Source organism: Streptomyces sp. NPDC002701 (assembly GCF_042889045.1).
Taxonomy (GTDB): Bacteria; Actinomycetota; Actinomycetes; order Streptomycetales; family Streptomycetaceae; genus Streptomyces.
Map to the genome: position 1 here is coordinate 676,410 of NZ_JBIAQL010000003.1, position 26,462 is coordinate 702,871.

Consider the following 26,462-nt stretch of genomic DNA (forward strand, 5'->3'; position numbering starts at 1 on the left):
GCCGGTCGGGGGTCAGGGGGCGGAGCCCCTGGCCGGGCCCGGGGGTGGGGCCCCCGCCGGACGACGACCCGCTCACTCGCCCTCCCGCATGGGAACCCGCACGCCGCGCTCGTCGGCGACGGACTCCGCGATGTCGTACCCGGCGTCGACGTGCCGGATGACACCCATTCCGGGGTCGTTCGTCAGCACGCGCCGGATCTTCTCCCCGGCCAGCGCCGTGCCGTCGGCCACCGTCACCTGGCCCGCGTGGATGGAGCGCCCCATACCCACGCCGCCGCCGTGGTGGATGGACACCCAGGACGCCCCGGAGGCCACGTTCACCATCGCGTTCAGCAGTGGCCAGTCGGCGATGGCGTCCGAGCCGTCGAGCATGGCCTCGGTCTCGCGGTACGGGGACGCGACGGAACCGCAGTCGAGGTGGTCGCGGCCGATGGCCAGGGGAGCCGCCAGCTCACCCGAGGCGACCATGTCGTTGAAGCGCTCGCCCGCCCGGTCACGCTCCCCGTAGCCGAGCCAGCAGATGCGCGCGGGCAGCCCCTGGAAGTGCACCCGCTCGCCGGCCAGCTTGATCCACCGGTGGAGGGACGCGTTCTGGACGGAGTCGCCCTCGGGGAAGAGGTCGAGGATCGCCTTGTCCGTCTTGTGGATGTCGGACGCCTCGCCGGACAGGGCCGCCCAGCGGAAGGGGCCCCTCCCCTCGGAGAACAGCGGCCGGATGTACGCGGGCACGAAGCCGGGGAAGGCGAAGGCCCGCTCGTAGCCGGCTAGTTGCGCCTCGCCGCGGATGGAGTTGCCGTAGTCGAAGACCTCGGCGCCGGCGTCCATGAAGCCGACCATGGCCTCCACGTGCCGGGCCATGGACTCGCGGGCCCGGGTGGTGAAGCCGGCCGGGTCCTTCGCGGCGTACGCGGCCATGTCGTCGAAGTCGACGCCGGAGGGCAGGTAGGCCAGCGGGTCGTGGGCCGAGGTCTGGTCGGTCACGATGTCGACCGGGGCACCCTCGGCGAGCATGCGCGGGACGAGGTCGGCGGCGTTGCCGAGCAGGCCGATGGAGAGCGGGCGGCGGGCGTCGCGGGCCTCGACGGCGAGTTGGAGGGCGTGTTCCAGGGAGTCGGCCCGGACGTCCAGGTACCGGTGTTCGATGCGGCGCTCGATGGCGCGCGGGTCGACGTCGACGCAGATCGCGACGCCGTCGTTCATCGTCACGGCGAGCGGCTGGGCGCCGCCCATGCCGCCGAGACCGGCCGTCAGGGTGATGGTCCCGGCGAGCGTGCCGCCGAACTTCTTCGCGGCGACCGCGGAGAAGGTCTCGTAGGTGCCCTGGAGGATGCCCTGGGTGCCGATGTAGATCCACGACCCGGCGGTCATCTGCCCGTACATGGTGAGGCCGAGGGCTTCGAGGCGGCGGAACTCCTCCCAGTTCGCCCAGTCGCCGACCAGGTTGGAGTTGGCGATGAGGACGCGCGGCGCCCACTCGTGGGTCTGCATGACGCCGACCGGGCGGCCGGACTGGACGAGCATCGTCTCGTCCTGCTTCAGCGTCCGCAGCGTACGGACCATGGCGTCGAAGGAGCGCCAGTCGCGGGCGGCCTTGCCGGTGCCGCCGTAGACGACGAGTTTGTCGGGGTGCTCGGCGACCTCGGGGTCGAGGTTGTTCTGCAGCATCCGCAGGGCGGCTTCCTGCTGCCATCCCAGGGCGCTCAGTTCCGTGCCTCGCGGTGCTCGGACAGGGCGGGGTCCTGACATGGTCTGCCTCCCGGCGAAGCGGCACAGTGGATATTCACATCCTGAGCTCCTGAATAGAGCTAGTCAATACCCCCCGGGGCCAGCAGGGGCGCCGCACGGGTGTTTGGCTGAATGCATGGCTGCATACGACACGGGCACAGCGGACAGGGACACGACGGGCGATCGGCCGGACGGGGGCACGGGCGCGGGCATCGACCGGGGACCGGACAAGGACACGGAGGCGGCCGCCGACGGGGCCGCGCGGCGTCACGACGCCGTGCGCGCGGCCGTGGAGCAGGGACTGGTGGGTCCGGACACTCCCCTCGTGGGGCTCCTCGACATCGCCGGCATCCGGGCATCGGCGGCGGCCCTGCGGGCGGCCTTCGACGCGGTGACGGCTCCGGGTACGCCCGTACTGCACGCGTTCGCGGTGAAGGCGACCCCGCTCGTGCCGGTGCTGCGGCTGCTGCACCAGGAGGGCATCGGCATGGAGGTCGCGAGCCCGGGCGAACTGGCCCTGGCCCGCGCGGCCGGGGTGCCGCCGGCCCGTACGGTCCTCGACTCGCCCGCCAAGACCCCGGCCGAGCTGCGGGAGGCCCTCGGCCTGGGCATCGCGGTCAACGCGGACAACCCCCAGGAGCTGGCACGCCTCGACGGGCTGGTCCGGTCGGCGACACCCCTCTCACCTTTGGGACTGCGAGTGAACCCCCAGGTGGGCGGGGGTTCGATCGAGGCCCTGTCCACGGCGACGGCGACCTCGAAGTTCGGGGTCGCGCTGCGGGACGAGGGTGCGCGCGAGTGGGTCGTGCGGGCATATCTGGACCGGCCGTGGCTGACCCGGCTGCACACGCACTCCGGTTCTCAGGGGATGCCGCTGGAGCTGATGGCACGCGGGGTGGCCGAGGCGTACGGGCTCGCGGAGGAGGTCAACGAGCGTGCCGGACGGCGGCAGATCGACACGCTCGACATCGGCGGCGGGCTGCCGGTGAACTTCGGCTCGGACGCCCACACCCCTGCGTACGGGGAGTACGCGCGGCTCCTCGCGGCGACCGTGCCGGGGCTCTTCGACGGACGGTACGGGCTGGTCACGGAGTTCGGGCGGTCACTGCTCGCCAAGCACGGGATCGTGCTGGCGCGGGTCGAGTACGCCAAGTCGGCGGGCGGCCGGGCGATCGCGGTGACGCACGCGGGAGTACAGGTGGCGGCCCGCACGGTGTACGCGCCCCGGTCGTGGCCGCTCAGGGTGGCCGCGTACGACGCCGAGGGGCGCCCGAAGGCGGGGCCCGACGTGGTGCAGGACGTGGCGGGGCCCGCCTGCTTCGCGGGTGACCTGCTGGCGGAGGGCCGGTCGATGCCGCCGCTCGACCAGGGCGACTACGCGGCCGCGCTGGACACGGGGGCGTACTACTTCGCCCACCACTACGGCTACAACTCGCTGGCCCGCCCGGCCGTCCACGGCTTCGGTCCGGACGGAGCGGGCGGGGTGCGCTTCGCTGTGGTCCGCACGGCGCAGACCCTCGACGAGATCGTGGCCGAGTCGGGAGGAGCGCACGCGGAGTCACTGACCGGCGCCTTCTGAGGTGCCCGCGCCGTCCGGGCCATCCGGAAGCTCCGGGCCGCAAAGACCGGAAGGTCTGATAATCAGCTGGGCAATCGACCCACACTAGCCAGCAACTGGCATGTTCCACAGGAAAATGCCCTATCTCTCACCTGTCGTGCACACCGTGCGTAGCTTCTACGTCACTCAGCTGAACCGACGGGCGGGAGGGAAGCACCGTGCCCGGAATCGACGAGTGCCTGCTGGAGGCCATGAGGCTGCCCGGAGCCCGGGGAGCCTCGGTGGTCGACTGGACCAGCGGGCTGGCTCTGGGCACGGTCGGGGACTCACCCAACGGCGACCACGAGGCGACCGCCGCCGAGTCGGCGGAGCTCGCCCGGATCGCCGCGGAGCACAAGGCGTTCGCACCCGAGGAAGGAGCCGACTGGTCCGGCGGTCAGCCGCCGGTGGAGGACCTCATCATCAGCAACAGGGACAGCTACCACGTCCTGCGTTTCGTCCGGACGACCTTCGACAGCAGCGTGTTCCTGCATCTGTGGCTGGGACGCTCGGACGGCAATCTCGCACTGGCCCGTATCCGCCTGGGCGAGATGGCGGAGCGGCTGGTGGTGGGGTGACCACGATGGAGGCGACCCCCCTGCCGGATCTGCCGGACCTGGGCAGATCCGGCCGCGGTCCCGACGACCGCGCACAGGACCGCACCGACACCGGGAGCCCACAGGACCGCGCCGGCGCCGGGAGCCCGCGGATTCGCGCCGACGCCGGGGCCCCGTCCGTGCTCAGCCCCATGCTGAGCCGTCTGGCGCAGGAGCGGGCCACCGGTGTCCTGACGCGGGAGCGCGGCGTGCTGTACCTGGTCGAGGGCCAGGTGGTGCACGCCGAGAGCCCCGCGACGCCCGGGCTCGACGTGCTGCTCACCCGCCGCGGGGCGCTGGGTTCCGAGGGCTGGTGGGAGGCGGTCTCGCAGGCGGGGGCCGAGCGTCGCGTCGGACGGTTCCTGGTGGACAGCGGCCGGCTCGCCGCCGGCGCCCTGGAGCTGTGCCATCTGGGCGCGCTGTACGACGCCGCGTTCTTCACGCTCGGCACCAGCAGCGGACCCGCGCGGTTCCGGTACGGGGTCGCGCACTGGATCGGCCCCGTACGGCCGGTGTCCGTGGACGCGGTGGAGCGCGAGACGCTGCGGCGCCGCGCGCTGCTGCACCGCATCTGGCCGGACCCCGGCACGGACACCGCGGAACTGGTCCGGACCGGCCGTGCCGTCGACGCGGTCCTCCCCCCGCGGCAGCGCACGGTTCTCGACCAGGTGGACGGGGCGCGGACGGCCGCGGACATCTCGCTGGTCCTCGGCCGGCCGGGATTCCACACCCTGGTCGACGTCCGCAGGCTGACGGCGGCCGGGATCGTGACACCGCGGGTGCGGACGGTGGAGTCCCCGACCCCGGGCGCCGGCCCATCCGCTCCGTCCCCCGTCTCCACCGCGACCATGCGGGCGGCCCAGGCCGCGCAGGCGTCGGCGGATCCCGACGTGGCCCTGCTGCGCCGGCTCAGAGACGCATTGGAGGCCCTGTGATCCGCGCGCTCCGACAGCGTGCCGAAAGGAGACAGCTGATGGCGGCCGAGGCGGAAGTCCGCGACGAACTGCACCGGTTACGGGCCCGGGTGCCCCAGCTGACGGGTGCGCTCGCGGCCAGCGTCGACGGTCTCGTGCTGGCCCAGGACACTCCGGGCGTGGAACCGGAGGGGCTGGCCGCGCTCACCGCCGCCGCGCTGGGGGTCGCCCTGCGCATGGCCGACGCCACCGGACGGGGCGACTTCCGCGAACTGCTGCTGCGCGGCGAGCACGGCTACGTGGCGACCTACGCGGCGGGCCCCTCCGCCGTCCTGACCCTGCTGGCCGGCGACCGGGCGAACGTCGGCCGGCTGCACCTCGAAGGGCGCCGGGCCGGTACCCGGATCGGCGAACTCGTCGAGGCCGCCGCGGAGGCCCAGCCGGCCCCGGTGGCCGGGCCCGCGCCGAAACCCGCCACCCCCCGAACCAGAACCGCGCGCACCGCGCGCACCATCACCGGGCCGACCGGCGAAAGCCGTTGAGCACGGTTCACCGAACCGAAAGGACGGGCACGACCATGGCCAACACCGAGACCGCACTGAAAGAGGCACTCGCCTCCATCGAGGGCGCGACCGGCGCCGCTCTCGTCGACTACACCACCGGCATGGCGCTGGGCACGATCGGCGGCAGCAAGAGCTTCGACCTCACGGTCGCGGCGGCGGGCAACACCGACGTCGTCCGCGCCAAGATCCGCACCATGGAGCACCTGGGCCTCAAGGGCGAGATCGAGGACATCCTGATCACGCTGTCCGACCAGTACCACCTGATCCGGCTGATCAAGGGCCGCGGCGGCAACGGTCTCTTCCTCTACCTGGTGCTCGACGGCAAGCGCGCCAACCTGGCGATGGCCCGGCACCAGCTGAAGCGGATCGAGAGCGACCTGGAGGTCTGAGGTCCCCGCGGGGATCCGCGGGGACCTGCGTAGACCCGCGGGGGTCAGACCAGGACCCCGCCCCGGCGCCGCGCCCCACCGGGCGCGGCGTCGCCCGCGGCGATCCCGGTGGCGCGGTAGCCCTTGACCGGCCTGCCCGCCGGAACGCCCGCACCCCGCCCGAGCCAGTCGACCCGCACCCACAGGAGCGACTCGGCCGCCCGTTCGAGCCGGCCGATCCAGGCCGCCTTGAGACGCAGGCCCACCCCGGCGCCGGCCAGCAGCATCCCGCCGGCGGCCGGCACGGCGAACGCCGAACCGAGCGCCGCGGCGAAGGCGAGCAGCACCCACCACCGGTGCCCGCGGCGCCAGTTGCGTACGGACACGGCGCGGTCCTGGAGCACGTCGTGCTTGCTCGCGCGGGCGGCGCCCCGGGCGAGCGCCGCGTACCGCTTGCGCCGGGTCAGCAGGACGGCCGCCGCCGCGACGAGGAAGAGCGCGGCGCCCGCCAGCACCCCGATCCGCCGTCCCGTGATCCCGGGCACCAGTACGCCCACGCCCGCCGCGACGACCCCGAGCCATCCCAGCGGTGCCGCTCCGGCCCGTACGACGACGGCCACCCGAGCCAGTCCCTGCCCTCCGCGCGCCACGATCCGCCTCCTCACCAGACGCTGCAATTGGCGGGCAGAGTAGCGGCCGAACGTGAGACGAATCTGAGAGAGCGCCGAGAAAATCCGCCGGTTTCTCCCACCCGGCTCTCCCGCCCACCCCCGTCCGCCGCCTGCCTTCTACTCCACGAACAGCCCCCGCGCCGCGGCCCGCGCATCGAACTCCTCCAGGCGCGCCTGCGCGTCCGGCAGCCCGTCGCACATCGCCTCCAGCAGCACGCGCCCCAGCAGCATCGGCGCACAGGCCGTGTCGAAGGCGAGCCCCGTCCCGACCGCGGCGGGCAGCAGCAGGTCGGACACCTTGGCGACCGGCGCGAACGCGGAGTCCGCGACGGTGACGACACTCAGCCCGGCCTCCTTCGCGTACGCGAGGGTGTCCACGACCTCCCGCGGATGGCGGGGCAGCGCGAAGCACAGCAGGGTGGTGGCGCCGGCCCGCACCGCCGCGTCGATCCGGTCGTGCGCCATGGTCCCGCCCTCGTGCAGCAGCCGTACGTCCGGATGGACCTTGGCCGCGAAGTACGCGAAGCCGTACGCCTGGGACGCGGCGGCCCGCAGGCCGAGCACCGGCAGCGGGCGCGAGGCGGCGAGGAGCCGGCCCGCCCGCTCGACGGGACGCGGGTCCGCCAGCACGGAGGCGAGATGGCGGAGGTTCTCGATCTCGGCCTCGACGGCCTGCTGGTACTCGTTGTACGAGCCGGTGTCCGCGGTGGGTTCGGCCGGGGCCACCTCGCGCAGGTGCTTGCGCAGGGCCGGGTAGCCGTCGAAGCCGAGGGCGACGGCGAAGCGGGTGACGGAGGGCTGGCTGACCCCGGCGAGTTCGGCGAGCTCCACGCTCGACAGGAACGGCACGTCGGCGGCCCGGCGCACCATGCAGTGGGCGATGCGGCGCTGGGTCGGGGTCAGCCGGTGCCCCTCGAAGAGCGACTGCAGGCGGCCGGCGGGACCGTCGCCCGCCTGCGGACCGCCGCCGCCCGCGCTCCGGTCGTCCGCGCCCGCCGTGTCCTCCGGGCCCCTGTCCCTGTCCCTGTCCGCGTCCATGTCCCTGCCCATGCCCATGTTTCACGCCGGTGTTCCCGTCCACGCTCATGCCCCGCTCCCACTCCAGATGTCCGTGAACCGGTCGAGCAGCGCGGCCGCCGCCGTCACGTCGTCCGTGAGCGGCCGGTCGGCCGGATCCGCGTCGAGCACCGGCTCGGCGATCTCCAGCGCCCTGCCCACCGGCAGCTCCGGGTCGGGACGCAGGCCGCGCTGGCGCAACGCGCGGACGGCGGCGACGAGTTCGCAGCCGACGACGAGACGGTACGCGTCGCACGCCCGCAGGGTCTGCCGCGCGGCGAGCGAGGCGAAGCTCGCCTGCTCCTCGACGCCCCGGGAGAGCACGGCGTGGCCGAGCGAGGCGGGCGCGGAGAAGGCCCGCAGATCTCCGAGGGCGGCCCCGGCGGCGTACTCCAGGATCATCACGCCGGAGGAGGCGGGCTCGTGGTCGGCGAGGAAGGGACGCAGGCGGGTGTAGGCGGGTTCGTTGAGGGTCGACAGGCGGGAGGTCGACAGACGGGCCACCTGGGTCAGGGAGAGCCTGAAGTGGTCCAGTGCGAGGGCGAGCTGGGCCTGGTAGAAGCCGCCGTGGTGGTAGGCGGCCATGTCCTCGGCGCAGATCAGCGGATTCTCGGCGGCCGCGTTGATCTCGACGGTGAGGACCGCCTCCAGTGCGTCGGCCGCGTCCTGGGCGGGGCCGTGGATCTGGGGCAGGCACCGGAAGCCGTACGGGTCCTGGATGCGGCCGAGCGGCGGCGTCGGGCGGTCGACCGCGCCGATCAGCTCCCGCATGCGCCGGGCCACCTCGGACGATCCGCGGTGCGGCCGGGCGGCGTGTACGGGAGCCGCGTACGCCTCGTGCGAGCCGTCGACCGCGACCAGTGACAGCGCGGCGACGACCTGGGTGGCCCCTATGAGTCCGCGCAGCTCGTGCAGGGCGAGCGCCGACTGGCCGAGGGTGAGGGCGTTGCTGCTGATGAGCGCGAGGGCGTCGTTGTTGTCGAGCGGCTGGGGCTCGGGCGCCCGCACGGTGTCGAGGACACCCGCGCCGCCACCGGACCGGCCACCTGACCGGCCACCCGGCCGGCCGGCCGGCCGGAAACCGGCCGCGCCCGGACCCCGCCAGGGGTGTTCCCCCGCCAGCGCCAGGCCCACCTGGGCCAGTGCGGCGATGTCGCCGGTGCCCACCGAGCCGAACTCGTTCACGACGGGGTACGCCCCCGTCTCGAGCGCCTCGCACAGCGCCGTGACGACGCTGGGGCGCAGACCCGCCCCGCCCGCGAGGAGCTGGTTCGCCCGCACGGCGAGCATCGCCCGGACCTCCCGGGCGGGCAGTTCCTCGCCGACGGCCCCGGCGTGGCTGCGCAGCAGGCGCAGGCCGTGCTCGGCGGCGGCCTCGGTGGGCACGTCCTCGTTGCGGTTGGCGCCGACCCCGGTGGAGCGGCCGTACACCCGGCCGGTCGCGGCGATCCGGCGGGCGGCGTCCCAGGACTCCTCGACGCGCTTCATCGCCTCGGAGCCGGGGACGGGCCGCGCGGACCCGTCGGCGAGGCGGACGACGTCGGTGACACCCGTGCTGTATCCGTCCAGCACCACGAGGCCGGTCGTCACCGCGGTCGGTGTGTCCACATCCCGAGACGGCATAGAGCGCGAACTCCCCTCAGTCCGGGCGTGGGGGTCTTGCCTGACGGCCACGGGCAGCCGCCTTCACCACCGCGCGTCGGCGGGCTATTCAAGTACGGAGAACTCTGCATGACCATATGCAGCCGGGCAAGGGCCGACCTCCCCCGAACCTCCGTGATCACGCCCACGGCCGGGTCCCGGTGGGGCGGAGCCCAGGGGGGACAGGGGGGCTAACCCCCGTGCCAAGCGCGCCCCGCCTGCCTACCGTGGACCCCATGACCGGTATGGAAGCGCGCGACACCGAACTCAAGAAGGAACTCGACGCCACCTTGCACATACGCAAGGAACTGGGCGAGGAGTACGAGTCCGCGCTGGTCGACTCCTTCCTGGAGAAGGTCGAGCAGCGCCTGGACGGCGCGGTCGACCGCCGGGTGCGCCGACAGCTCGCGGAACAGCAGATGGTGGTGGCCCGGGACGCCCGTTCCCCGCAGGGGTCCTCGGACTCCTGGGGCGAGCGCTTCGGGTTCGGGATCGTCTCCCTCGTCGTCGCCATCCCGCTGTCCGCCATCGGCGGCGCGATCGCCGACCTGCCCGGCCTGCTGGTCGCCTGGACGGGCATCGTCGGGGTGAACGTGGTCCAGGCCGCGCGCCTCTCGCCGAACCTCTTCGGCCGGGGCGAGGAGAAGCCGGAGTCGGAGAAGTCCGACGTGGACTGGTAGGTCCGCAGCGGAGCCACAGCCGACCACGGCCCATCACGCACGCTCACGGCCCGGCACGACGGTCACGACCCGACACGGGCGACCACGGGCAGCACGGGACACCGAAGGGCCCGGTACCTGTCAGGTACCGGGCCCTTCGTGAGCTTGCGCGGGGACCGCCGCACCCCCGTTGCCGGGGGGCGGGACGACGGCGGTCCCCGCGAGGGACGCGGGCCGGGTCAGGGCCGGGCCACGCGCCCGTGGCGTCCAGGGAGGCCCGGGAGCCGCTCCGGTTGTCCTTGGCGCCGTTTCGGTGCCGGCCGGGGCGGGGAGCCTCTCCCCGTGCTGCACGCCTGGGAGGCACTCCGTCGCCCTTGCCGACATCCCTTACTGTGCCGGACCCGTGTTAAGCGTGTGCTGCGCGGACGTGACGCGCTCGTACCACTTCCACGAAGTTCCTCCGTGACCGCGCACGCCGGAGGTTCCCGCCGGCGTGCGCGGTTCACCGGGCGTCCTACTGCCGTCCACCCTTGGCGAGGAAGGACAGCAGGTCCTGCCGACTGACGACTCCGGTCGGCTTGCCCTCCACCAGGACGATCGCCGCGTCCGCCGCACCGAGCACGCTCATCAGGTCGCCCACCGGCTCGCCGGAGCCGACCTGCGGCAGCGGCGCCGACATGTGCTTCTCCAGCGGGTCGGTGAGCGAGGCCCGCTGGGTGAACAGCGCGTCGAGCAGCTCCCGCTCGACCACGGAACCGACGACCTCGGCGGCCATCACGTCCGGGTGTCCGGCGCCCGGCTTCACGATGGGCATCTGCGAGACGCCGTACTCGCGCAGCACCTCGATCGCCTCGCCGACCGTCTCGTCCGGGTGCATGTGGACGAGCTGGGGCATGGCGCCGTGCACCTTGTCGCTGAGGACGTCGCCGACGCGGGCGCTCGGGCCCTCGTCCTCCAGGAAGCCGTAGTCGGCCATCCACTCGTCGTTGAAGATCTTGCTGAGGTAACCGCGGCCGCTGTCGGGGAGCAGGACGACGACCACGTCGTCCGGGCCGAGCCGCTCGGCCACCCGCAGCGCCGCCACGACGGCCATACCGCAGGAGCCGCCGACGAGCAGGCCCTCCTCCTTGGCGAGCCGCCGGGTCATCTGGAAGGAGTCCTTGTCGGAGACCGCGACGATCTCGTCCGCGACCGTGCGGTCGTACGCGGTCGGCCAGAAGTCCTCGCCGACGCCCTCGACGAGGTACGGCCGCCCGGAGCCGCCGGAGTAGACGGATCCCTCGGGGTCGGCGCCCACGACACGCACCTTGCCGTCGCTGGCGTCCTTCAGGTACCGGCCGGTCCCGGAGATGGTGCCGCCCGTCCCCACGCCGGTGACGAAGTGGGTGATCCGCCCCGCCGTCTGCTCCCAGAGCTCAGGGCCGGTGGAGTGATAGTGCGAGGCGGGATTGTCGGGGTTGGAGTACTGGTCGGGCTTCCAGGCTCCGGGCGTCTCACGGACCAGCCGGTCGGAGACGTTGTAGTACGAGTCGGGGTGCCCGGGGTCGACCGCCGTGGGGCAGACGACGACCTCGGCCCCGTACGCGCGCAGTACGTTGATCTTGTCGGTGCTCACCTTGTCGGGGCACACGAAGATGCACTTGTAGCCCTTCTGCTGGGCCACGATGGCCAGACCCACACCCGTGTTGCCGCTGGTCGGCTCGACGATCGTGCCGCCCGGCTGCAGTGCGCCGCTCTTCTCCGCGGCCTCGATCATGCGCAGGGCGATGCGGTCCTTCACGGAGCCGCCGGGGTTGAAGTACTCGACCTTCGCGAGGACGGTCGCCTGGATGCCGGCGGTCACGCTGTTGAGCCTCACCAGCGGGGTGTTGCCGACGAGACTGATCATCGAGTCGTGAAATTGCACCGTTGTCTCCGGAGCTGCAAAAGAAGTGGTCGGGGTGGTCCCGTCAGCCTAAGCCCCTCCTCGGCGTTCACACCGCGTGGAGATTGGCCGACCGTCTGTACGGGGCAAGGAAGTGGTGTACGGCTACAAGGAGGTGGCGGCTTCGCATGTCGAGCTGGTCGAAGGTGAGGGTGGCCCGGCGGATCGCCGCGGGCGCGGCATACGGCGGCGGCGGGATCGGGCTGCTGGGCGCGGCGACGGCCGGGGTGGTGCTGGCCGAGCTGCACCTGGCGAAACGGCAGGTGGGCAACGGGCGCAGTCCCCATCCGCCGAGCGCGGACGGACTGTACGGGTACACGTACGCCGACGGTGAGGAACCGTTGCGCCTGACGATGCTCGGCGACTCGACGGCGGCGGGGCAGGGCGTGCACCGGGCCCGCCAGACACCGGGCGCGCTGCTCGCGTCGGGCCTCGCGGCGGTGGCGGAGCGGCCGGTGCGGTTGCGGAACGTGGCGCTGACGGGCGCCCAGTCGGACGATCTGGACCGCCAGGTCGTGCTGGCGCTCTCGGATCCCGACGGGGCGCCCGAGGTGTGCGTGATCATGATCGGCGCGAACGACGTGACGCACCGGATGCCGGCGACACGATCGGTCCGGCACCTCTCGGCCGCGGTACGCCGGCTGCGTACGGCCGGTGCCGAGGTGGTCGTCGGCACCTGTCCCGACCTCGGCACCATCGAACCGGTCCAGCAGCCGCTGCGGTGGATCGCGAAGCGGACCTCCCGTCAGCTGGCGGCCGCGCAGACGATCGGCGTGGTCGAGCAGGGCGGGCGGACGGTGTCGCTGGGCGACCTGCTGGGACCCGAGTTCGCGGCGAACCCGCGGGAGCTGTTCGGGCCGGACAGCTACCACCCCTCGGCGGAGGGGTACGCGACCGCGGCGATGGCCGTGCTGCCCACGGTGTGCGCCGCGCTCGGGTTGTGGCCGGCGGAGGAGGAGCGGCCGGACGTGTCGCGCCGCGAGGGGTTCCTGCCGGTGGCGCAGGCGGCCGTGGAGGCGGCCGCGGAGCCGGGTACGGAGGTCGCCGCCGCGATGCCCACGGGGCCGCGGGGGCCGTGGGCCCTCCTCAAGCGGCGTCGGCGTCGGCGGGTCCCGGCGTCGGACCCGGCCCCGACGTCCGCCTGACCGTCGCCGCGCCTCGGCAGTTCCCCGCGCCCCCGGACACCCGGGGGCGCGGGGGCGCGGGGGCGCGGGGGCGCGGGGGCGCGGGGGCGCGGGGGCGCGGGGAACTGCGCGAGCAAGCCCCACCGGACCCGCAGCCGCTCCACGACCTGCGAAACACAGAGCAAGGCGCATCACAAACCAGGGCGGAGCACAAAGCAAGCGCTTGGAAAGTGCGGTCCGTGTCACACGCCCATACCCGTGACCCGCCCCGTACGGGCGGGTAGCTTCCCCCACAGGTCCGCCCACACCCCCGCAACGCCCATGGAGCCGCAGATGCCCGAAGCCGTGATCGTCTCGACCGCTCGCTCGCCCATCGGCCGCGCAGGCAAGGGCTCCCTCAAGGACCTGCGCCCCGACGACCTCACCGCCACCATCATCCAGGCGGCCCTCGCCAAGGTCCCGGAGCTCGATCCGAAGGACATCGAGGACCTGATGCTCGGCTGCGGCCTCCCCGGCGGCGAGCAGGGCAACAACCTCGGCCGCATCGTCGCCGTGCAGATGGGGATGGACCACCTCCCCGGCTGCACGATCACCCGCTACTGCTCCTCCTCGCTCCAGACGACCCGCATGGCCCTGCACGCCATCAAGGCGGGCGAGGGCGACGTCTTCATCTCGGCGGGCGTCGAGCTGGTGTCGCGGTTCACGAAGGGCAACTCCGACAGCCTCCCGGACACCCGCAACCCGTTCTTCGCGGAGGCGGAGGCCCGCACCGCGGAGGTCGCCGCGAGCGAGGGCGCGTCCTGGCACGACCCGCGCGAGGACGGCCTGGTCCCGGACGCGTACATCTCGATGGGCCAGACCGCGGAGAACCTCGCCCGCGTCAAGGGCGTCACCCGCCAGGACATGGACGAGTTCGGCGTCCGCTCGCAGAACCTCGCCGAGGAAGCCATCAAGAACGGCTTCTGGGAGCGCGAGATCACCCCGGTGACCACCCCGGACGGCACGGTCGTCAGCAAGGACGACGGCCCCCGCGCCGGCGTCACGCTCGACGGCGTGCAGGGCCTCAAGCCCGTCTTCCGCCCCGACGGCATGGTCACGGCCGGCAACTGCTGCCCGCTGAACGACGGCGCCGCCGCCCTGGTGATCATGTCCGACACCAAGGCCCGCGAGCTCGGCCTGACCCCGCTGGCCCGGATCGTCTCGACCGGTGTCACCGGCCTCTCCCCCGAGATCATGGGCCTCGGCCCGGTGGAGGCGTCGAAGCAGGCCCTCTCCCGCGCCGGTCTGACCGTCGGCGACATCGACCTGTTCGAGATCAACGAGGCGTTCGCGGCCCAGGTGATCCCCTCCTACCGCGACCTGGAGATCCCGCTGGAGAAGCTGAACGTGAACGGCGGCGCCATCGCGGTCGGCCACCCCTTCGGCATGACCGGCGCCCGCATCACCGGCACGCTCATCAACTCCCTCCAGTTCCACGACAAGCAGTTCGGCCTGGAGACCATGTGCGTGGGCGGCGGCCAGGGCATGGCGATGGTCATCGAGCGCCTGAGCTAGGCCGTGCAGGCACCCAGCAGGGCGCCGACGCCGAAGCACGGCCGCCGTAACCGCAGTTGAACGCAGCATGAACGAAGCGACCCGGATCCCCGTACCCCCTGGGGCTCTGGGTCGTTTTGTGATCGAATCTCCCCCAGGATGTGACCTAACTCCCTTCGGAAAGGGATTCACGCAGGTCAGCGCTACCGAGCAGATGAACGCCAGGGCTAAAGTCCTGTCCCTTTCGTGACGTTACGCACTGACAGCTGGTTAGTCCGCCCTTCAAGCTGATGTAGGAAGTCGGGGGTCGACTTTGAACCGGGAGTACGTCAGTGAGCACCACGTTTCTCGCTCTGCTGCTCGCCACAGCCACCACCACGGCCGTGGGCGTCGCCGTTCTGCGCACCCTGCTGGCGCTGCGCCGCCAGGTGGCGGCCCTGCACGCCGAACTCACCGGGAGCCGCGCCGCAGCCGCCCGCGGGCGCGTGCCGGCCGCCCGCCGGTCCACGGACGCCGACGAGATACGCGCCGCCGTGGCCGAGGCACTCGCCGAGGAGCGGGAGCGGGAGCTCGCCGAGGCCCGCGCGTTCTGGGCCGCCCAGGAGGCGCGCGACGCCGGTGACGCGCCGACCCTGCTCGGTCTGCCCGACAGCGAGCTGTTCCTGCCCCGGCAGTCGGACTTCGCCGGTCTCGAACACCTGGAGCCGGTGACCGAGCCGCCCGTCGACGCCGACGAGTTCGCCGGGGACTCCCCCGAGCTGGCCGCGGCCCGCCGGCGCCACCCCTCGCACCCGGACTTCGTACCGGTCCAGTCGCCGATGGTGAACGACCACGAACGCACGGTCGCCTGTCTCGAGGAACTGGCCGACGCGCGCACGGAGCTGGCGGACGTCCGCCCCGGGCCGCTGGGCACCCTCGACGTCTACGTCTTCGCCGACGGCACCACCCTCTGCATGACCCCGGGGCACCGCGAGACCGCCGAGCGCCTCGCCGAGTCCCTGCGCGCCGGTCATCCGCCGTTCCTGCTCGGCGGCTCGGGAGTCTCGGGCGCCTACGCCCTCACCTTCGCGTGCGGCCAGGAGAACGTCTACGTCCTGGCGGACAGGGTCATCGCCTCGCTGTAGGCGCCGGTTCGCGGCTGTCCGTGCACGGTCAGACGCCTGCCCGCCGCTGCGCCTCCTCCACAAGCACCAGCGCCTCCGCCAGTTCCGCCTCGGTCCTCAGTACGAGTGCCAGGTCGTGGACGGCCACCGTGATCTGGTCCGCCGACGCGAACATGCCCGCGTCCGGCATCTCCCGCGGAGTACCCTCGGGGTCCTCCAGCCGCTGGGCACGCAGTGCCAACTCCCTGGCCAGACCCAGTGCCTCGGCGGCGGCCCCGCGTTGCAGCCGGCTCTGCGGAGCGGCCCGCAGCCGGTCGGCGAAATGGTCCACGGCACGCGTCAACGGCGTCGTATCAAGCACGTCGCGAGACTACGCGTCGTACCTGGACTGTTGCCAACGACCGAACGCTCAGGCACGGTGGCGTGAAGGACCGGCTTACATCCCCTTTGCGTCCGGAGGCGCCGATGTCCCAAGTCTTCTCCGCGGAGACCCATCGCAACCTGCTCGCCCGCATCCCCCACTGCACCGGTCGTGAGATCTCCGACTGGCTGCGCACCGTCGACGAAGGCCCCGCTCTCCACCGCTTCGAGGAAAAGGTCAGCTGGCTCCGCGCCGAGCACGACCTCGCGTACGGCCACGCCAAGGCGATCATCCACGAGTACGACCTGAGGAGGGCGGCGCGCAACCTGCGCTGAGCGCGCCCTCACCGCCCCGGCGCCGAAAAAGAATGAAGGGCCCCGCGAACCGAGGTTCGCGGGGCCCTTCGTCGTGCGCCTTGCCGTGCCCCCTCAGGGGCGCGGGAGCTAGTCGTTGCCGCTGAAGATGGCGACCAGCCGGAGCATCTCCAGGTAGATCCAGACGAGGCTCATGGTCAGGCCGAACGCGGCCAGCCAGGCTTCGTCACGCGGCGCGCCGTAGGCGATACCGTCCTCGATCTGCTTGAAGTCGAGCGTCAGGAAGAAGGCGCCCAGGACGATCGCCAGGATGCCGACGATCGCGCCCAGCGGGCCCATGCTGCGCAGTCCGCCGTCGTCGGCGACGCCGAAGACGACCAGCAGCAGGTTGACCGCCATGACCAGCACGAAGGCGATCGCGATGGCCATACCGATGCGCGCGTACCTGGCGGTGACGCGGATCCAGCCCGCCTTGTAGACCAGCAGCGTGGCGCCGGAGACGGCCATGGTGCCGAGCACGGCCTGGAAGGGCGCGCCGGACCACCTGCTGTTGAACATCTCGCTGATCACGCCGAGGAAGACGCCCTCGAAGGCGGCGTACGCCAGGATCAGCGCGGGCGACGCCTTGCGCTTGAACGCCTGGACCAGCGCGAAGACCATCGCGATGAGAGCCGAGCCGATGGCCAGGCCGAAGCTGCTCGACGTGACCGGCAGCAGGACCCAGGCGAGGACGGCACCGACGGTGACGGTGCCGAGGGTCATGGCCGTACGCGTGACGACATCGTCCATCGTCATGCGGCCGGCGGCGGGCGGGGCCTGCGGCGGTGCGCCGTGCTGCAGGTCCTGCGGGGCGTACGGGTTCTGAGCGTAAGGATTCTGCGCGTACGGGTTACCGCCCTGCGGGGCGCCCGGGGCACCCTGTGCGTACGGGTTCCCCTGCGTTCCGACAGCGGGGCCCCCGGCCTGAGGCGCCGCGTTGAAGCCCGCGTAGCCGTTGTCGCGGCTGAACCCCCGTCGCGAGAAGACCGGGTTGCTGCTCCTCATTTCACTCCTCCATGGCCACCCTGCGTGGCCTTGGCTCAAGAGTAATGGGTAGGCAAAAGAATGCCTCTAGTGCCTGGGGAGGATCTTTCCCCTCTTGTGACCGGGAACACCAGGTCTCACCCGGGCATTCCCCGCACCGTAAGAACGCCGGTACGTACCCCTCCGGTTCCCCCACCCGTGGCCCGTTACTCCAGGGCGAAGCCCGTGTACCCCTCGGCGAGGTCCTGCTCGGCGGCGCGCGCGGAGGCCAGCCGTTCGAGCCTGGCCAGCTGGATCCGGTCCTCGAAGGGCGTCGCGCCGGGCGAGCGGTGCAGCATCGTCGTCATCTCGTACGAGAACCGCTCGGCCTGCCACACCCGCCGCAGGCAGGTCTCGGAGTAGGCGTCGAGCAGGTCGTCCGATCCGGTCTCCCGGCGGTGGACCAGCGCCCGCGCGAAGGTCACCACGTCCCCCACCGCCAGGTTCAGCCCCTTGGCGCCGGTCGGCGGCACGATGTGGGCGGCGTCCCCGGCCAGGAAGAGCCGCCCGTGCCGCATCGGCTCGCGCACGTGGCTGCGCATCGGGGTGACGGACTTGGCGGTGACGGGCCCCCGCCGGAGCCGCCAGTCGTCGGCCGTCTCGAACCTGCGCTCCAGCTCGTCCCAGATCTCCTCGTCGCTCCACGTCCCGGCGTCCGTGCCCGCGGGCACCTGGAGGTAGAGCCGCGAGACGACCGGCGACCGCATGGACAGCAGGGCGAAACCGCGGTCGTGCCGGGCGTAGACGAGCTCGTCGTGCGACGGGGGCACGTCGGCGAGGATCCCCAGCCACCCGAAGGGGTACGTCCGCTCGAAGACCCGGGTGAGTTCCTCGGGGATCGCCCGGCCGGCCACCCCGTGGGAGCCGTCGCACCCGACGACGTACGCGCACTCCAGGACGTCCTCACGGCCCTCGCGGCGAAAGCGCACCCGGGGGCTGTCGGTGGCGGCCCCCTCGACGGCCAGCGCCTCGGCACCGAAGAGCAGCGGACCGCCCTCCTTGAGCTGCAGCGCGATGAGGTCCTTGCACACCTCGGTCTGGGCGTAGACCATCACGGACCGCCCGCCGGTGAGGGCCGGGAAGTCGACGCGGTGGCGCCGGCGCGCGAACCGCAGTTCGATGCCGTCGTGACGCAGCCCCTCGCGGTCCATGCGCTCCCCGGCGCCGGCGGCCCGCAGCACGTCCACGGTCCCCTGCTCCAGGATCCCGGCGCGCTGCCGCTGCTCGACGTACGCCCTGTCCCGGCTCTCCAGCACGACGGAGTCGATCCCCGCGTTGTGCAGCAGCCTCGCCAGCAGCAGGCCGGCCGGTCCTGCCCCGATGATCCCGACGGTGGTACGCATCGACACACCCTTTGTTCTCCTGGTGAAATTTTATTCACCATCTCGCCCACGTGAGTCTCGGACCCACGGAACCCGCTGTCAACGGTCACGTGGTCAAGTATTCAATGAAGGGTGCACCCTTCACGGGGATACGCCGGGAAGAGCTGAAGTGTCGGAGGTGCCCGGAACCGGACTTGAACCGGTACGCCCCGTGAGGGGCAGCGAGGTTTAAGCTCGCCGTGTCTGCATTCCACCATCCGGGCAGGCCATGGGCTCCGCTTCGAGTGCTCCGAGCCTATCGGGACAGATCCCCCGAACAGCGGTGGGGCGACCCGATGTTGTCTTATTTTATTGGCGTCTGAGGGAGCATCAGCCCACGGTATGCGCCATCCGCACATGCCACATGCCCTCGGAAGGACGCTGGACGGCGCACGGGGAATGACGTGATTTCACCGCCCGAACGAGCGGAACCCGAACGAGCGGAACCTGACGGACCGTCGCCGATTCCCGCTCCCGGGGGCCGGAGTCATCCCCAGGTATGACGTGGGGCCGCGTGGTCCGCCCCGAGTCTGCCTCCGATACCGGAACAGCGGGTGACTACACGGCGGGGATCGGCGTCGACGATGGAACTGTCGTCCACTCGTCGTCGTACCGACAAGGAGCACCCTTCCGTGACCACCACGCCCCTCGCCGAACGGACCACCACGGTGGCCGCCCGCGCCACGGAACTGTCGAAGGTCTACGGACAGGGGGAGACCCAGGTGGTCGCTCTGGACCGGGTCTCCGTCGACTTCCGGCAGGCGGAGTTCACCGCGATCATGGGACCCTCCGGCTCCGGCAAGTCCACGCTGATGCACTGCGTCGCGGGTCTCGACAGCTTCTCGTCCGGTTCGGTCCGCATCGGGGAGACCGAACTCGGCTCGCTCAAGGACAAGCAGCTCACCAAGTTGCGCCGGGACAAGATCGGTTTCATCTTCCAGGCGTTCAATCTCCTGCCCACCCTCACCGGGCTGGAGAACATCACCCTCCCGATGGACATCGCGGGCCGCAAGCCCGACAAGGAGTGGCTGAACACGGTGATCGAGATGGTGGGGCTCGCCGACCGGCTCTCGCACCGGCCCTCGCAGCTCTCCGGCGGACAGCAGCAGCGCGTCGCCGTGGCGCGGGCGCTGGCGTCCCGCCCGGACATCATCTTCGGCGACGAGCCCACCGGGAACCTGGACTCGCGGTCGGGGTCGGAGGTGCTGGGCTTTCTGCGCAACTCCGTACGGGAGTTGGGGCAGACCGTCGTCATGGTGACCCATGACCCGGTCGCGGCGGCGTACGCGGACCGGGTGATCTTCCTGGCGGACGGGCGGGTGGTGGACGAGGTGCTGGATCCGACGGCTGACGCGGTCCTGGACCGCATGAAGCGCTTCGACGCAAAGGGTCGCACCAGTTAGTGGGGCGGGCCCCTCTTCCGGCCCCGACCGCGCCTCGGCCCCTTACCTGCGGGCCGGCGGTGGCTGGTCGCGCAGTTCCCCGCGCCCCCAAAGGGGCGCAGCCCCGCTTTCAAGGGGCGCGGGGAACGGCGCGATCAACCCCCACCGACCCGCACACCACCCGCAACCCGCCACCCCCAGCCCTTCAGGGGCGCGGGGAACGGCGCGACCAGCCACCGCGGGCCGGCACGGGACCCCCAACCCCAGCCGGCAGCTCCCCAGGGGCGCGGGGAACTGCGCGTTCAACCCCCACCGGCCCGCACACAACCCACCTGGACTGAGAAGACAATGCTCCGTACCGCTCTGCGCAACGTGCTCGCGCACAAGGCCAGGCTCTTGATGACCGTGCTCGCCGTGATGCTGGGCGTCGCGTTCGTCTCCGGCACCCTGGTCTTCACCAACACCATCTCCGACGCCTACCAGAAGAGTTCGGCGAAGGGCTTCGACCAGGTCGACGTGGCCGTCCAGCCGGAGTACACCGAGGACAAGGGCGACAAGCTCGGCAAGGACCCGGAGCTGACCCAGGCACTCCTGGAGAAGGCCGAGAAGGCCCCCGGCGCCGAGAACGCCATCGGCGTCGTCAGCGGCTTCACCGCGATCGCCGGCAAGGACGGCAAACTGATCGGCGGCGGCTTCCAGTCGCAGGGCGGCAACTACTGGAGCGACAAGGACCCCCGCTACCCGCTCAGCAGCGGCAGGGCCCCGTCCGGCAAGGACCAGGTAGCCATCGACGCCGAGACGGCGAAGCGCGCCGGCTACCAGGTCGGCGACAAGGTACGGCTCTCGATCGACGGCCCGGTCCTCACCCCCACCATCAGCGCGATCTTCACCACGGACGACGGCAACGTCGCCGCCGGCGGCAGCCTCGCCCTCTTCGACACGGCCACCGCGCAGCAGCTCTTCCACAAGACCGGCACGTACGACGAGATCGACGTGAAGGCCGCCCCGGGCACCAGCCAGACCGCACTGCAGGCCAGCCTCGACAAGGTCCTCCCGAAGGACATCGCGTCCACGATCACGGGCCAGGAACTCGCCGACGACCAGGCCGTCCAGATCGAGGCGTCGATGAGCGGCCTCAAGACCGGCCTGCTGGTCTTCGCCGGCATCGCCCTGTTCGTCGGCACGTTCATCATCGCCAACACCTTCACGATGCTGGTCGCCCAGCGCACCAAGGAACTGGCGCTGCTGCGCGCGGTCGGCGCCTCCCGCAGGCAGGTCACCCGCTCGGTGCTCCTGGAAGCCTTCCTGGTCGGCACGGTCGCCGCCGTCACGGGCCTGCTCGCCGGCATCGGCATCGGCGCGGGCCTGCGCGCCCTCATGGGCACGCTGGACGCCGCCGTCCCGGCCGGACCGCTGGTCGTCACCCCGGGCACGGTCGGCACGTCGTTCGCCGTCGGCATCCTGATCACCATGCTGGCCGCCTGGCTCCCGGGCCGCCGCGCCGCGAAGATCCCCCCGGTCGCGGCCATGAGCAGCGTGCACGCCGCGGCGACCACCAAGTCGCTGGTGCTGCGCAACACCCTCGGCGCCCTGTTCGCCGCGGCGGGCGTCACCGTCGTCCTCTACGCCACGACGATGGACGGCTCGGACGGCCAGGCCCCGATGGGCTTCGGCGCGGTCCTGCTGATCATCGGCGTGTTCATCCTCACCCCTCTCCTCTCCCGCCCGCTGATCGCGAGCGCCGCCCCGGTCCTGCGCGTCTTCGGCGTCTCGGGCAAGCTCGCCCGCCAGAACTCCGTACGCAACCCGCGCCGCACCGCCGCGACCGCCTCCGCCCTGATGATCGGTCTGACCCTCATCACCGGCATGACGGTGATGGCGGGCAGCCTGCAGAAGTCGATCGACAAGATGGCCACGTCCGCGCTGAAGGCCGACTACGTGGTCTCCATGGCGAACTACAACTCCCTCTCGCCGGACGTCGAGAAGAAGCTCGCCGGGACCGACGGCGTCACCTCCATCACCTCGCTGCGCAACGCGCCCGCCCGCATCGACGGCGAGACCGAGTACCTCACCGGGGTCAAGGGGTCCGCGATCGGCGACCTGACCGACCTCCCGGTCGACGACGGTGCCTTCGAGGTCGGCGGCACCCGGGTGGTCGTGGACGACGGGACCGCCGAGGACCACGGCTGGAAGGCCGGCTCGACGTTCTCGGTCTCGTACGAGGACGACAAGAAGCAGCAGCTGACGGTCGCCGGTGTCTACCAGGGCAACGAGATGATCAGCGGCATCATGCTCGACACCGCGACCCTGGCCCCGCACCAGACGGACCCGGGCGACATGCAGGTCATGCTGAAGACCTCCGGCGGCCCGTCCGACGCGACGAAGGACCGGCTAGAGAAGGCGCTCGGCGACAACCCGGCCGTCAAGGTCCAGGACAAGCAGGACGTCTCCAACGACATCGCGCAGATGTTCACGCTGATGCTGAACATGCTGTACGGCCTGCTGGCGATGGCCGTCATCGTCGCCGTCCTCGGCGTCATCAACACCCTCGCCATGTCCGTCTTCGAGCGGTCGCAGGAGATCGGGATGCTCCGCGCGATCGGCCTCGACCGCAAGGGGATCAAGCGGATGGTCCGCCTGGAGTCCCTGGTCATCTCCCTCTTCGGCGGTGTGCTCGGCGTGGGTCTCGGCGTGTTCTTCGGCTGGGCCGCGGGTGAGCTCCTGGCCGGCAGGATGGCGACGTACGAGCTGGTGCTGCCCTGGGAGCGGATGGGGGTCTTCCTCCTCCTTGCGGCGGCGGTCGGCGTCCTGGCCGCCCTCTGGCCGGCCCGTCGGGCGGCCCGCCTGAACATGCTGACGGCGATCAAGTCCGAGTAGCGGCGGCCGCGCCCATACGCCGGAGGGGCCCCGTTCCATCAGGAACGGGGCCCCTCCGTCAAATCGCCCGCCCCGCCTCTCAGTTCCAGGTGCGGGCCCGCAGCGGCATGCCCGAGGCACCCGTGCCGGGCGTCCGTACCGCCAGGACCTGGTTGACGCCGATGCGGTTGCGTTCGAAGGCGAGCGCCGAGGCGGCCATGTAGAGGCGCCACACCCGCGCCCGGCCGGGACTCGTGAGGCGCACGGCGTGCGGCCAGTCCGCCTCCAGGTTCGCCACCCACCGCCGCAGGGTGAGCGCGTAGTGCTCGCGGATCGACTCGACGTCACGGACCTCGAACCCGGCGCCCTCCAGCTGGGTCACGGTCTCGCCGATCGGCGCGAGCTCCCCGTCCGGGAAGACGTACGCGTCGATGAACCCGTTGATCTGGTAATTCGATTCGTTGCGCCACGGCCGGCGCCCGATCTGGTGGTTCAGGAGCCGTCCGCCCGGCTTCAGGAGGGCGTACAGGTTCCGGGCGTACTCCAGATAGCGTTCGCTGCCGACGTGTTCGGCCATCCCGATGGAGGAGATGGCGTCGTACGGCCCGTCGATGACGTCGCGGTAGTCCTGCACCCGGATCTCGACCCGGTCGGTGAGCCCCTCCTCCGCGACGCGCTTACGGGCGTACGCGGCCTGCTCCTGCGACAGCGTCACGCCGACGACGCTCACGCCGTGCTCACGGGCGGCGTGGATGGCCATCGAGCCCCAGCCGCAGCCGACGTCGAGCAGCCGCATGCCGGGGCGGAGGTCCAGCTTGCGGGCGACGAGGGAGAGCTTGTCGCGCTGGGCGTCCTCCAGGGTGCCGTCCGGGGACTCCCAGTAGGCGCACGAGTAGACCATGGACGGTCCGAGGACGGTCTCGTAGAAGTCGTTGCCGACGTCGTAGTGGTGGCTGATCGCCCGCCGGTCGCTGTGCTTGGTGTGCAGATGGGACAGGCGGGAGTGTCTGCGTACCTCCTCGTCGGGCGGGGCGGGCGGCAGCGGCGACCCCGCCATCCGTACGAGTCCGCGGACGGCGGCCCGTACGTCGGGGTTCCGCAGGGCCTGTCGCGCTCCCCCGCCGTTCTCGCCGTGCTCCCACACCATCTCGGCCATCGCGTCCAGGGCGGCGTAGAGGTCGCCGTCCACCGTCAGGTCGCCCGCGACCCAGGCCCGTGCCCAGCCCAACTCCCCTGGCTTCCAGAGGAGTCGGCGCAGGGCCCGCCGGTTCCGTACGACGAGCACCGGGGTGCCCGGCGGTCCGGCCTCCGAACCGTCCCAGGCACGAATCCGTACCGGGACCGGGGCTCCCAGCAGCTGTTCCATCAGCGCCTTGAGCCGAAGCGCCGCGTCCTGCATGACGCACACCTCCGTGACGAGGAATTCCCACAAACTCGGACACCACGTAAACACCGATGGGGCCGCGGCGCAGTCCTGCCAAAGGGTTATGTCTGAGCAAAATACATGCAGGCGCCACGTAGTTCGCCGGGTTTTTCGCCCCCGCCGCCCCTACCCTTCCCGTCACTACTCGGGGGCTCCGCCCCCGAACCCCTGGTCCTCAAACGCCGGACGGGCTGAAAGATCACGCCCGGCCGCGGAATCTTCAGCCCGTCCGGCGTTTGAGGACGAGCGCGCAGCGCGATCGCGGGGGTCTGGGGGCGCAGCACCCAGGGACGGGACGGGTAGGGGCGGCGGGGGCGGAAAACGCCGAAGGGACCCCCCGCACCACGGATGGCGGAAGGCCCCTTAGGACAGATGAAACAGTGGAGCGGAACGGGTCAGGAAGCCTTGGCCTTCTCCTCGGTCTTGGCGACCACAGCCGGCGCCGGCGCCGGCTTCGCCGCCTCGTAGAACTCCTCACGAGGAGTCTCGATCGCCCCGAGCGAGACGACCTCACGCTTCAGGAACACGGCCAGCGTCCAGTCCGCGAACACCCGGATCTTCCGGTTCCAGGTCGGCATGGCCAGCCCGTGGTAGCCACGGTGCATGTACCACGCCAGCCGCCCCTTGAGCTTGATCTTCATCTTGCCCATGACGATCATCGCAACGCCCTTGTGCAGCCCGAGCCCGGCGACCGCACCCTTGTTGGCGTGGCTGTACTCCTTCTGCGGGAAACCCCGCATACCGGAGATCACGTTGTCACCGAGGACCCGCGCCTGCCGCAGCGCGTGCTGCGCGTTCGGCGGGCACCAGGCGTTCTCGTTGCCGGCCTTGCGGCCGACGAGGTCCGGCACCTGCGCGTTGTCGCCGGCGGCCCAGACGTAGTCCGTGCCCTGCACCTGGAGGGTCGTCTGCGTGTCCACGTGCCCCCGCGGACCGAGCGGCAGGCCGAAACGGGAGAGCACCGGGTTCGGCTTGACGCCCGCCGTCCACACGATCGTGCTGGAGTCGACCTCCAGGCCGTTCTTCAGGACCACGTGGCCGTCGACGCAGGAGTCCATGGAGGTGGAGAGGTAGACCTCGACCCCACGCGCCTCCAGGTGCTCCTTGCCGTACTGGCCGAGCTTGGGGCCGACCTCGGGGAGGATCTTGTCCGCGGCGTCGACGAGGATGAAGCGCATGTCCTCGCGCGACACGCTGGAGTAGTACTTGGCCGCGTCCCGGGCCATGTCCTCGACCTCACCGATGGTCTCCGCACCGGCGAAGCCACCGCCGACGAAGACGAAGGTCAGCGCCTTGCGGCGGACGTCCTCGTCGGTCGTCGAGTCGGCCTTGTCGAGCTGCTCAAGCACGTGGTTGCGCAGGCCGATGGCCTCCTCGATGCCCTTCATGCCGATGCCCTGCTCGGCGAGGCCGGGGATCGGGAAGGTACGGGAGACCGCGCCCATCGCGATGACGAGGTAGTCGAAGGGCAGCTCGTACGCCTCGCCCACCAGGGGGGCGATCGTGGCGACCTTGCGGTCCTGGTCGATGGTGGTGACCCGGCCGGTGAGGACTTCCGCCTTGGGCAGCACGCGTCGCAGCGGGACGACGACGTGCCGAGGCGAGATGCTGCCGGCCGCGGCTTCGGGGAGGAAGGGCTGGTAGGTCATGTACGACCGGGGGTCGACGACCGTGACGGTCGCCTCGCCGTAGCGCATCTTCTTGAGGATGCGCCGAGCTGCGTACAGTCCTACGTACCCACCGCCTACTACGAGGATCCTGGGACGCTCCGTGGTGCTCATGCCATCGAGTATCCACCCGGCTCAGGGGGGTCGCTCGTGCGCCCCTTCACAAGCTCCTACACCTCCTCTGCTACACTGCGCGGCCCGCGTGACGTACGTCATGGTCGAACAGGGGAACCAGTGCATGCGGCGAGCCGTTGTCAATGGCGCCTGAGCTGCCACTCCTGACCTTCCGGCACCCTGGACCAGTGCCTGTCACCGGCCGGTCGCAGCACCCGCGAAACACCCCGTTGATCATGCCGTGACCCCCTCCGGACCCCCGGAAGGACCCGGAGGGAGGGAATCCTCCCCCGACAGGGCCCATTCTCTTGTGAAGAACTTCACGAAGTTTTCCGACGGGGCACTTCCAAGGTCGTTTCACACGCTCCGCACAGCCCGCCCACACCGCTCATACGTCGCCCCACCTGCTCAGCTGTCCATGCTGCGGACCGCGACCACTGTCCATGCC

The 26,462-nt window shown here is 71.5% G+C and carries 22 protein-coding genes and 1 tRNA gene; 12 read left to right on the forward strand and 11 right to left on the reverse strand.

Annotated elements, in window-relative coordinates; all coding sequences use genetic code 11:
- Positions 1–72 precede the first annotated feature (72 nt).
- A complete protein-coding gene (gene hutU / locus ACFYXC_RS11435) occupies positions 73–1,746 on the reverse strand; it encodes a urocanate hydratase (RefSeq protein ID WP_388918716.1) in 1,674 nt (557 codons plus the stop codon).
- A 115-nt stretch (positions 1,747–1,861) separates the two neighbouring features.
- Between hutU and ACFYXC_RS11440 the strand changes: the two genes are divergently transcribed.
- The 5 genes from ACFYXC_RS11440 (at position 1,862) to ACFYXC_RS11460 (ending at position 5,784) form a co-directional block, all read left to right on the forward strand.
- Positions 1,862–3,304, forward strand: a complete 1,443-nt coding sequence (locus ACFYXC_RS11440; RefSeq protein WP_389549596.1) for a diaminopimelate decarboxylase — start codon at positions 1,862–1,864, stop codon at positions 3,302–3,304.
- A 197-nt stretch (positions 3,305–3,501) separates the two neighbouring features.
- The gene (locus tag ACFYXC_RS11445; RefSeq protein WP_388918722.1) at positions 3,502–3,900 is read left to right on the forward strand and encodes a hypothetical protein; all 399 of its coding nucleotides are present in this window, start codon (positions 3,502–3,504) and stop codon (positions 3,898–3,900) included.
- Positions 3,901–4,070: 170 nt separating this feature from the next.
- A complete protein-coding gene (locus tag ACFYXC_RS11450; RefSeq protein ID WP_388919052.1) occupies positions 4,071–4,853 on the forward strand; it encodes a transcriptional regulator in 783 nt (260 codons plus the stop codon).
- A gap of 38 nt (positions 4,854–4,891) precedes the next feature.
- On the forward strand, positions 4,892–5,374 hold the full coding sequence (locus ACFYXC_RS11455; RefSeq protein WP_388918725.1) for a roadblock/LC7 domain-containing protein: 483 nt from the start codon (positions 4,892–4,894) through the stop codon (positions 5,372–5,374).
- A 35-nt stretch (positions 5,375–5,409) separates the two neighbouring features.
- Positions 5,410–5,784 (forward strand): hypothetical protein, encoded by a 375-nt coding sequence (locus tag ACFYXC_RS11460; RefSeq protein ID WP_389549601.1) that lies wholly within the window; start codon positions 5,410–5,412, stop codon positions 5,782–5,784.
- A 44-nt stretch (positions 5,785–5,828) separates the two neighbouring features.
- Here the strand turns inward: ACFYXC_RS11460 and ACFYXC_RS11465 are convergent, their stop codons facing one another.
- The 3 genes from ACFYXC_RS11465 to ACFYXC_RS11475 form a co-directional block, all read right to left on the reverse strand.
- Positions 5,829–6,413, reverse strand: a complete 585-nt coding sequence (locus tag ACFYXC_RS11465) for a hypothetical protein (protein WP_389549604.1) — start codon at positions 6,411–6,413, stop codon at positions 5,829–5,831.
- 138 nt (positions 6,414–6,551) lie between these two features.
- Positions 6,552–7,472 (reverse strand): MurR/RpiR family transcriptional regulator, encoded by a 921-nt coding sequence (locus ACFYXC_RS11470; protein WP_389549607.1) that lies wholly within the window; start codon positions 7,470–7,472, stop codon positions 6,552–6,554.
- Positions 7,473–7,517: 45 nt separating this feature from the next.
- Entirely contained in the window at positions 7,518–9,113 is a 1,596-nt protein-coding gene (locus ACFYXC_RS11475) for an aromatic amino acid ammonia-lyase (RefSeq protein WP_389549610.1), read from the reverse strand.
- Between the two features lie 254 nt (positions 9,114–9,367).
- Here ACFYXC_RS11475 and ACFYXC_RS11480 point away from each other — a divergent pair, with 254 nt between their 5' ends.
- On the forward strand, positions 9,368–9,811 hold the full coding sequence (locus ACFYXC_RS11480; protein WP_388918737.1) for a hypothetical protein: 444 nt from the start codon (positions 9,368–9,370) through the stop codon (positions 9,809–9,811).
- A gap of 493 nt (positions 9,812–10,304) precedes the next feature.
- Here the strand turns inward: ACFYXC_RS11480 and ACFYXC_RS11485 are convergent, their stop codons facing one another.
- Complete coding sequence (locus ACFYXC_RS11485; RefSeq protein WP_389549614.1) at positions 10,305–11,696, reverse strand: cystathionine beta-synthase; 1,392 nt, start codon at positions 11,694–11,696, stop codon at positions 10,305–10,307.
- Positions 11,697–11,842: 146 nt separating this feature from the next.
- Here ACFYXC_RS11485 and ACFYXC_RS11490 point away from each other — a divergent pair, with 146 nt between their 5' ends.
- The 3 genes from ACFYXC_RS11490 to ACFYXC_RS11500 all read left to right on the forward strand — a co-directional run bounded on the left by ACFYXC_RS11490 (position 11,843) and on the right by ACFYXC_RS11500 (position 15,495).
- Complete coding sequence (locus ACFYXC_RS11490) at positions 11,843–12,859, forward strand: SGNH/GDSL hydrolase family protein (RefSeq protein WP_388918742.1); 1,017 nt, start codon at positions 11,843–11,845, stop codon at positions 12,857–12,859.
- Between the two features lie 312 nt (positions 12,860–13,171).
- Positions 13,172–14,392, forward strand: a complete 1,221-nt coding sequence (locus tag ACFYXC_RS11495) for an acetyl-CoA C-acetyltransferase (protein ID WP_389549618.1) — start codon at positions 13,172–13,174, stop codon at positions 14,390–14,392.
- A 311-nt stretch (positions 14,393–14,703) separates the two neighbouring features.
- Positions 14,704–15,495 carry a hypothetical protein gene (locus ACFYXC_RS11500; protein ID WP_388918749.1) on the forward strand — a complete coding sequence of 264 codons (792 nt, stop codon included), beginning with the start codon at positions 14,704–14,706 and terminating at the stop codon, positions 15,493–15,495.
- 28 nt (positions 15,496–15,523) lie between these two features.
- On the opposite strand, the gene ACFYXC_RS11505 is transcribed toward ACFYXC_RS11500, so the two are convergent.
- On the reverse strand, positions 15,524–15,835 hold the full coding sequence (locus ACFYXC_RS11505) for a hypothetical protein (protein ID WP_388918752.1): 312 nt from the start codon (positions 15,833–15,835) through the stop codon (positions 15,524–15,526).
- A 104-nt stretch (positions 15,836–15,939) separates the two neighbouring features.
- On the opposite strand from ACFYXC_RS11505, the gene ACFYXC_RS11510 reads away from it, so the two are divergent.
- A complete protein-coding gene (locus tag ACFYXC_RS11510; protein WP_107015651.1) occupies positions 15,940–16,170 on the forward strand; it encodes a DUF4287 domain-containing protein in 231 nt (76 codons plus the stop codon).
- A gap of 108 nt (positions 16,171–16,278) precedes the next feature.
- Here the strand turns inward: ACFYXC_RS11510 and ACFYXC_RS11515 are convergent, their stop codons facing one another.
- From ACFYXC_RS11515 to ACFYXC_RS11525, 3 genes are all read right to left on the reverse strand, one after another.
- Positions 16,279–17,193 carry a Bax inhibitor-1/YccA family protein gene (locus ACFYXC_RS11515; protein ID WP_388918756.1) on the reverse strand — a complete coding sequence of 305 codons (915 nt, stop codon included), beginning with the start codon at positions 17,191–17,193 and terminating at the stop codon, positions 16,279–16,281.
- Positions 17,194–17,378: 185 nt separating this feature from the next.
- Positions 17,379–18,554 (reverse strand): 4-hydroxybenzoate 3-monooxygenase, encoded by a 1,176-nt coding sequence (locus tag ACFYXC_RS11520; RefSeq protein ID WP_389549623.1) that lies wholly within the window; start codon positions 18,552–18,554, stop codon positions 17,379–17,381.
- A gap of 158 nt (positions 18,555–18,712) precedes the next feature.
- A tRNA-Leu gene (locus ACFYXC_RS11525) sits at positions 18,713–18,796 on the reverse strand.
- A gap of 408 nt (positions 18,797–19,204) precedes the next feature.
- On the opposite strand from ACFYXC_RS11525, the gene ACFYXC_RS11530 reads away from it, so the two are divergent.
- Positions 19,205–19,975, forward strand: a complete 771-nt coding sequence (locus tag ACFYXC_RS11530) for an ABC transporter ATP-binding protein (protein WP_388918762.1) — start codon at positions 19,205–19,207, stop codon at positions 19,973–19,975.
- A 327-nt stretch (positions 19,976–20,302) separates the two neighbouring features.
- Positions 20,303–22,831, forward strand: coding sequence for an ABC transporter permease (locus tag ACFYXC_RS11535; RefSeq protein ID WP_388918765.1), 2,529 nt, complete (start codon positions 20,303–20,305; stop codon positions 22,829–22,831).
- Between the two features lie 79 nt (positions 22,832–22,910).
- On the opposite strand, the gene ACFYXC_RS11540 is transcribed toward ACFYXC_RS11535, so the two are convergent.
- On the reverse strand, positions 22,911–24,209 hold the full coding sequence (locus ACFYXC_RS11540) for a class I SAM-dependent methyltransferase (protein ID WP_389549626.1): 1,299 nt from the start codon (positions 24,207–24,209) through the stop codon (positions 22,911–22,913).
- A gap of 419 nt (positions 24,210–24,628) precedes the next feature.
- A complete protein-coding gene (locus ACFYXC_RS11545) occupies positions 24,629–26,014 on the reverse strand; it encodes an NAD(P)/FAD-dependent oxidoreductase (RefSeq protein WP_388918770.1) in 1,386 nt (461 codons plus the stop codon).
- Positions 26,015–26,462: the final 448 nt, after the last annotated feature.

Excerpts from the sequence above, each read along its gene's own strand:
- ACFYXC_RS11545 (WP_388918770.1), bottom strand. The coding sequence starts at position 26,014 with ATGAGCACCACGGAGCGTCCCAGGATCCTCGTAGTAGGCGGTGGGTAC.
- ACFYXC_RS11480 (WP_388918737.1), top strand. The coding sequence starts at position 9,368 with ATGACCGGTATGGAAGCGCGCGACACCGAACTCAAGAAGGAACTCGAC.
- ACFYXC_RS11455 (WP_388918725.1), top strand. The coding sequence starts at position 4,892 with ATGGCGGCCGAGGCGGAAGTCCGCGACGAACTGCACCGGTTACGGGCC.
- ACFYXC_RS11535 (WP_388918765.1), top strand. The coding sequence starts at position 20,303 with ATGCTCCGTACCGCTCTGCGCAACGTGCTCGCGCACAAGGCCAGGCTC.
- ACFYXC_RS11540 (WP_389549626.1), bottom strand. The coding sequence starts at position 24,209 with ATGCAGGACGCGGCGCTTCGGCTCAAGGCGCTGATGGAACAGCTGCTG.
- ACFYXC_RS11460 (WP_389549601.1), top strand. The coding sequence starts at position 5,410 with ATGGCCAACACCGAGACCGCACTGAAAGAGGCACTCGCCTCCATCGAG.
- ACFYXC_RS11515 (WP_388918756.1), bottom strand. The coding sequence starts at position 17,193 with ATGAGGAGCAGCAACCCGGTCTTCTCGCGACGGGGGTTCAGCCGCGAC.
- ACFYXC_RS11470 (WP_389549607.1), bottom strand. The coding sequence starts at position 7,472 with ATGGACGCGGACAGGGACAGGGACAGGGGCCCGGAGGACACGGCGGGC.
- ACFYXC_RS11440 (WP_389549596.1), top strand. The coding sequence starts at position 1,862 with ATGGCTGCATACGACACGGGCACAGCGGACAGGGACACGACGGGCGAT.
- hutU (WP_388918716.1), bottom strand. The coding sequence starts at position 1,746 with ATGTCAGGACCCCGCCCTGTCCGAGCACCGCGAGGCACGGAACTGAGC.
- ACFYXC_RS11520 (WP_389549623.1), bottom strand. The coding sequence starts at position 18,554 with ATGCGTACCACCGTCGGGATCATCGGGGCAGGACCGGCCGGCCTGCTG.
- ACFYXC_RS11495 (WP_389549618.1), top strand. The coding sequence starts at position 13,172 with ATGCCCGAAGCCGTGATCGTCTCGACCGCTCGCTCGCCCATCGGCCGC.
- ACFYXC_RS11475 (WP_389549610.1), bottom strand. The coding sequence starts at position 9,113 with ATGCCGTCTCGGGATGTGGACACACCGACCGCGGTGACGACCGGCCTC.
- ACFYXC_RS11510 (WP_107015651.1), top strand. The coding sequence starts at position 15,940 with ATGTCCCAAGTCTTCTCCGCGGAGACCCATCGCAACCTGCTCGCCCGC.
- ACFYXC_RS11490 (WP_388918742.1), top strand. The coding sequence starts at position 11,843 with ATGTCGAGCTGGTCGAAGGTGAGGGTGGCCCGGCGGATCGCCGCGGGC.
- ACFYXC_RS11450 (WP_388919052.1), top strand. The coding sequence starts at position 4,071 with ATGCTGAGCCGTCTGGCGCAGGAGCGGGCCACCGGTGTCCTGACGCGG.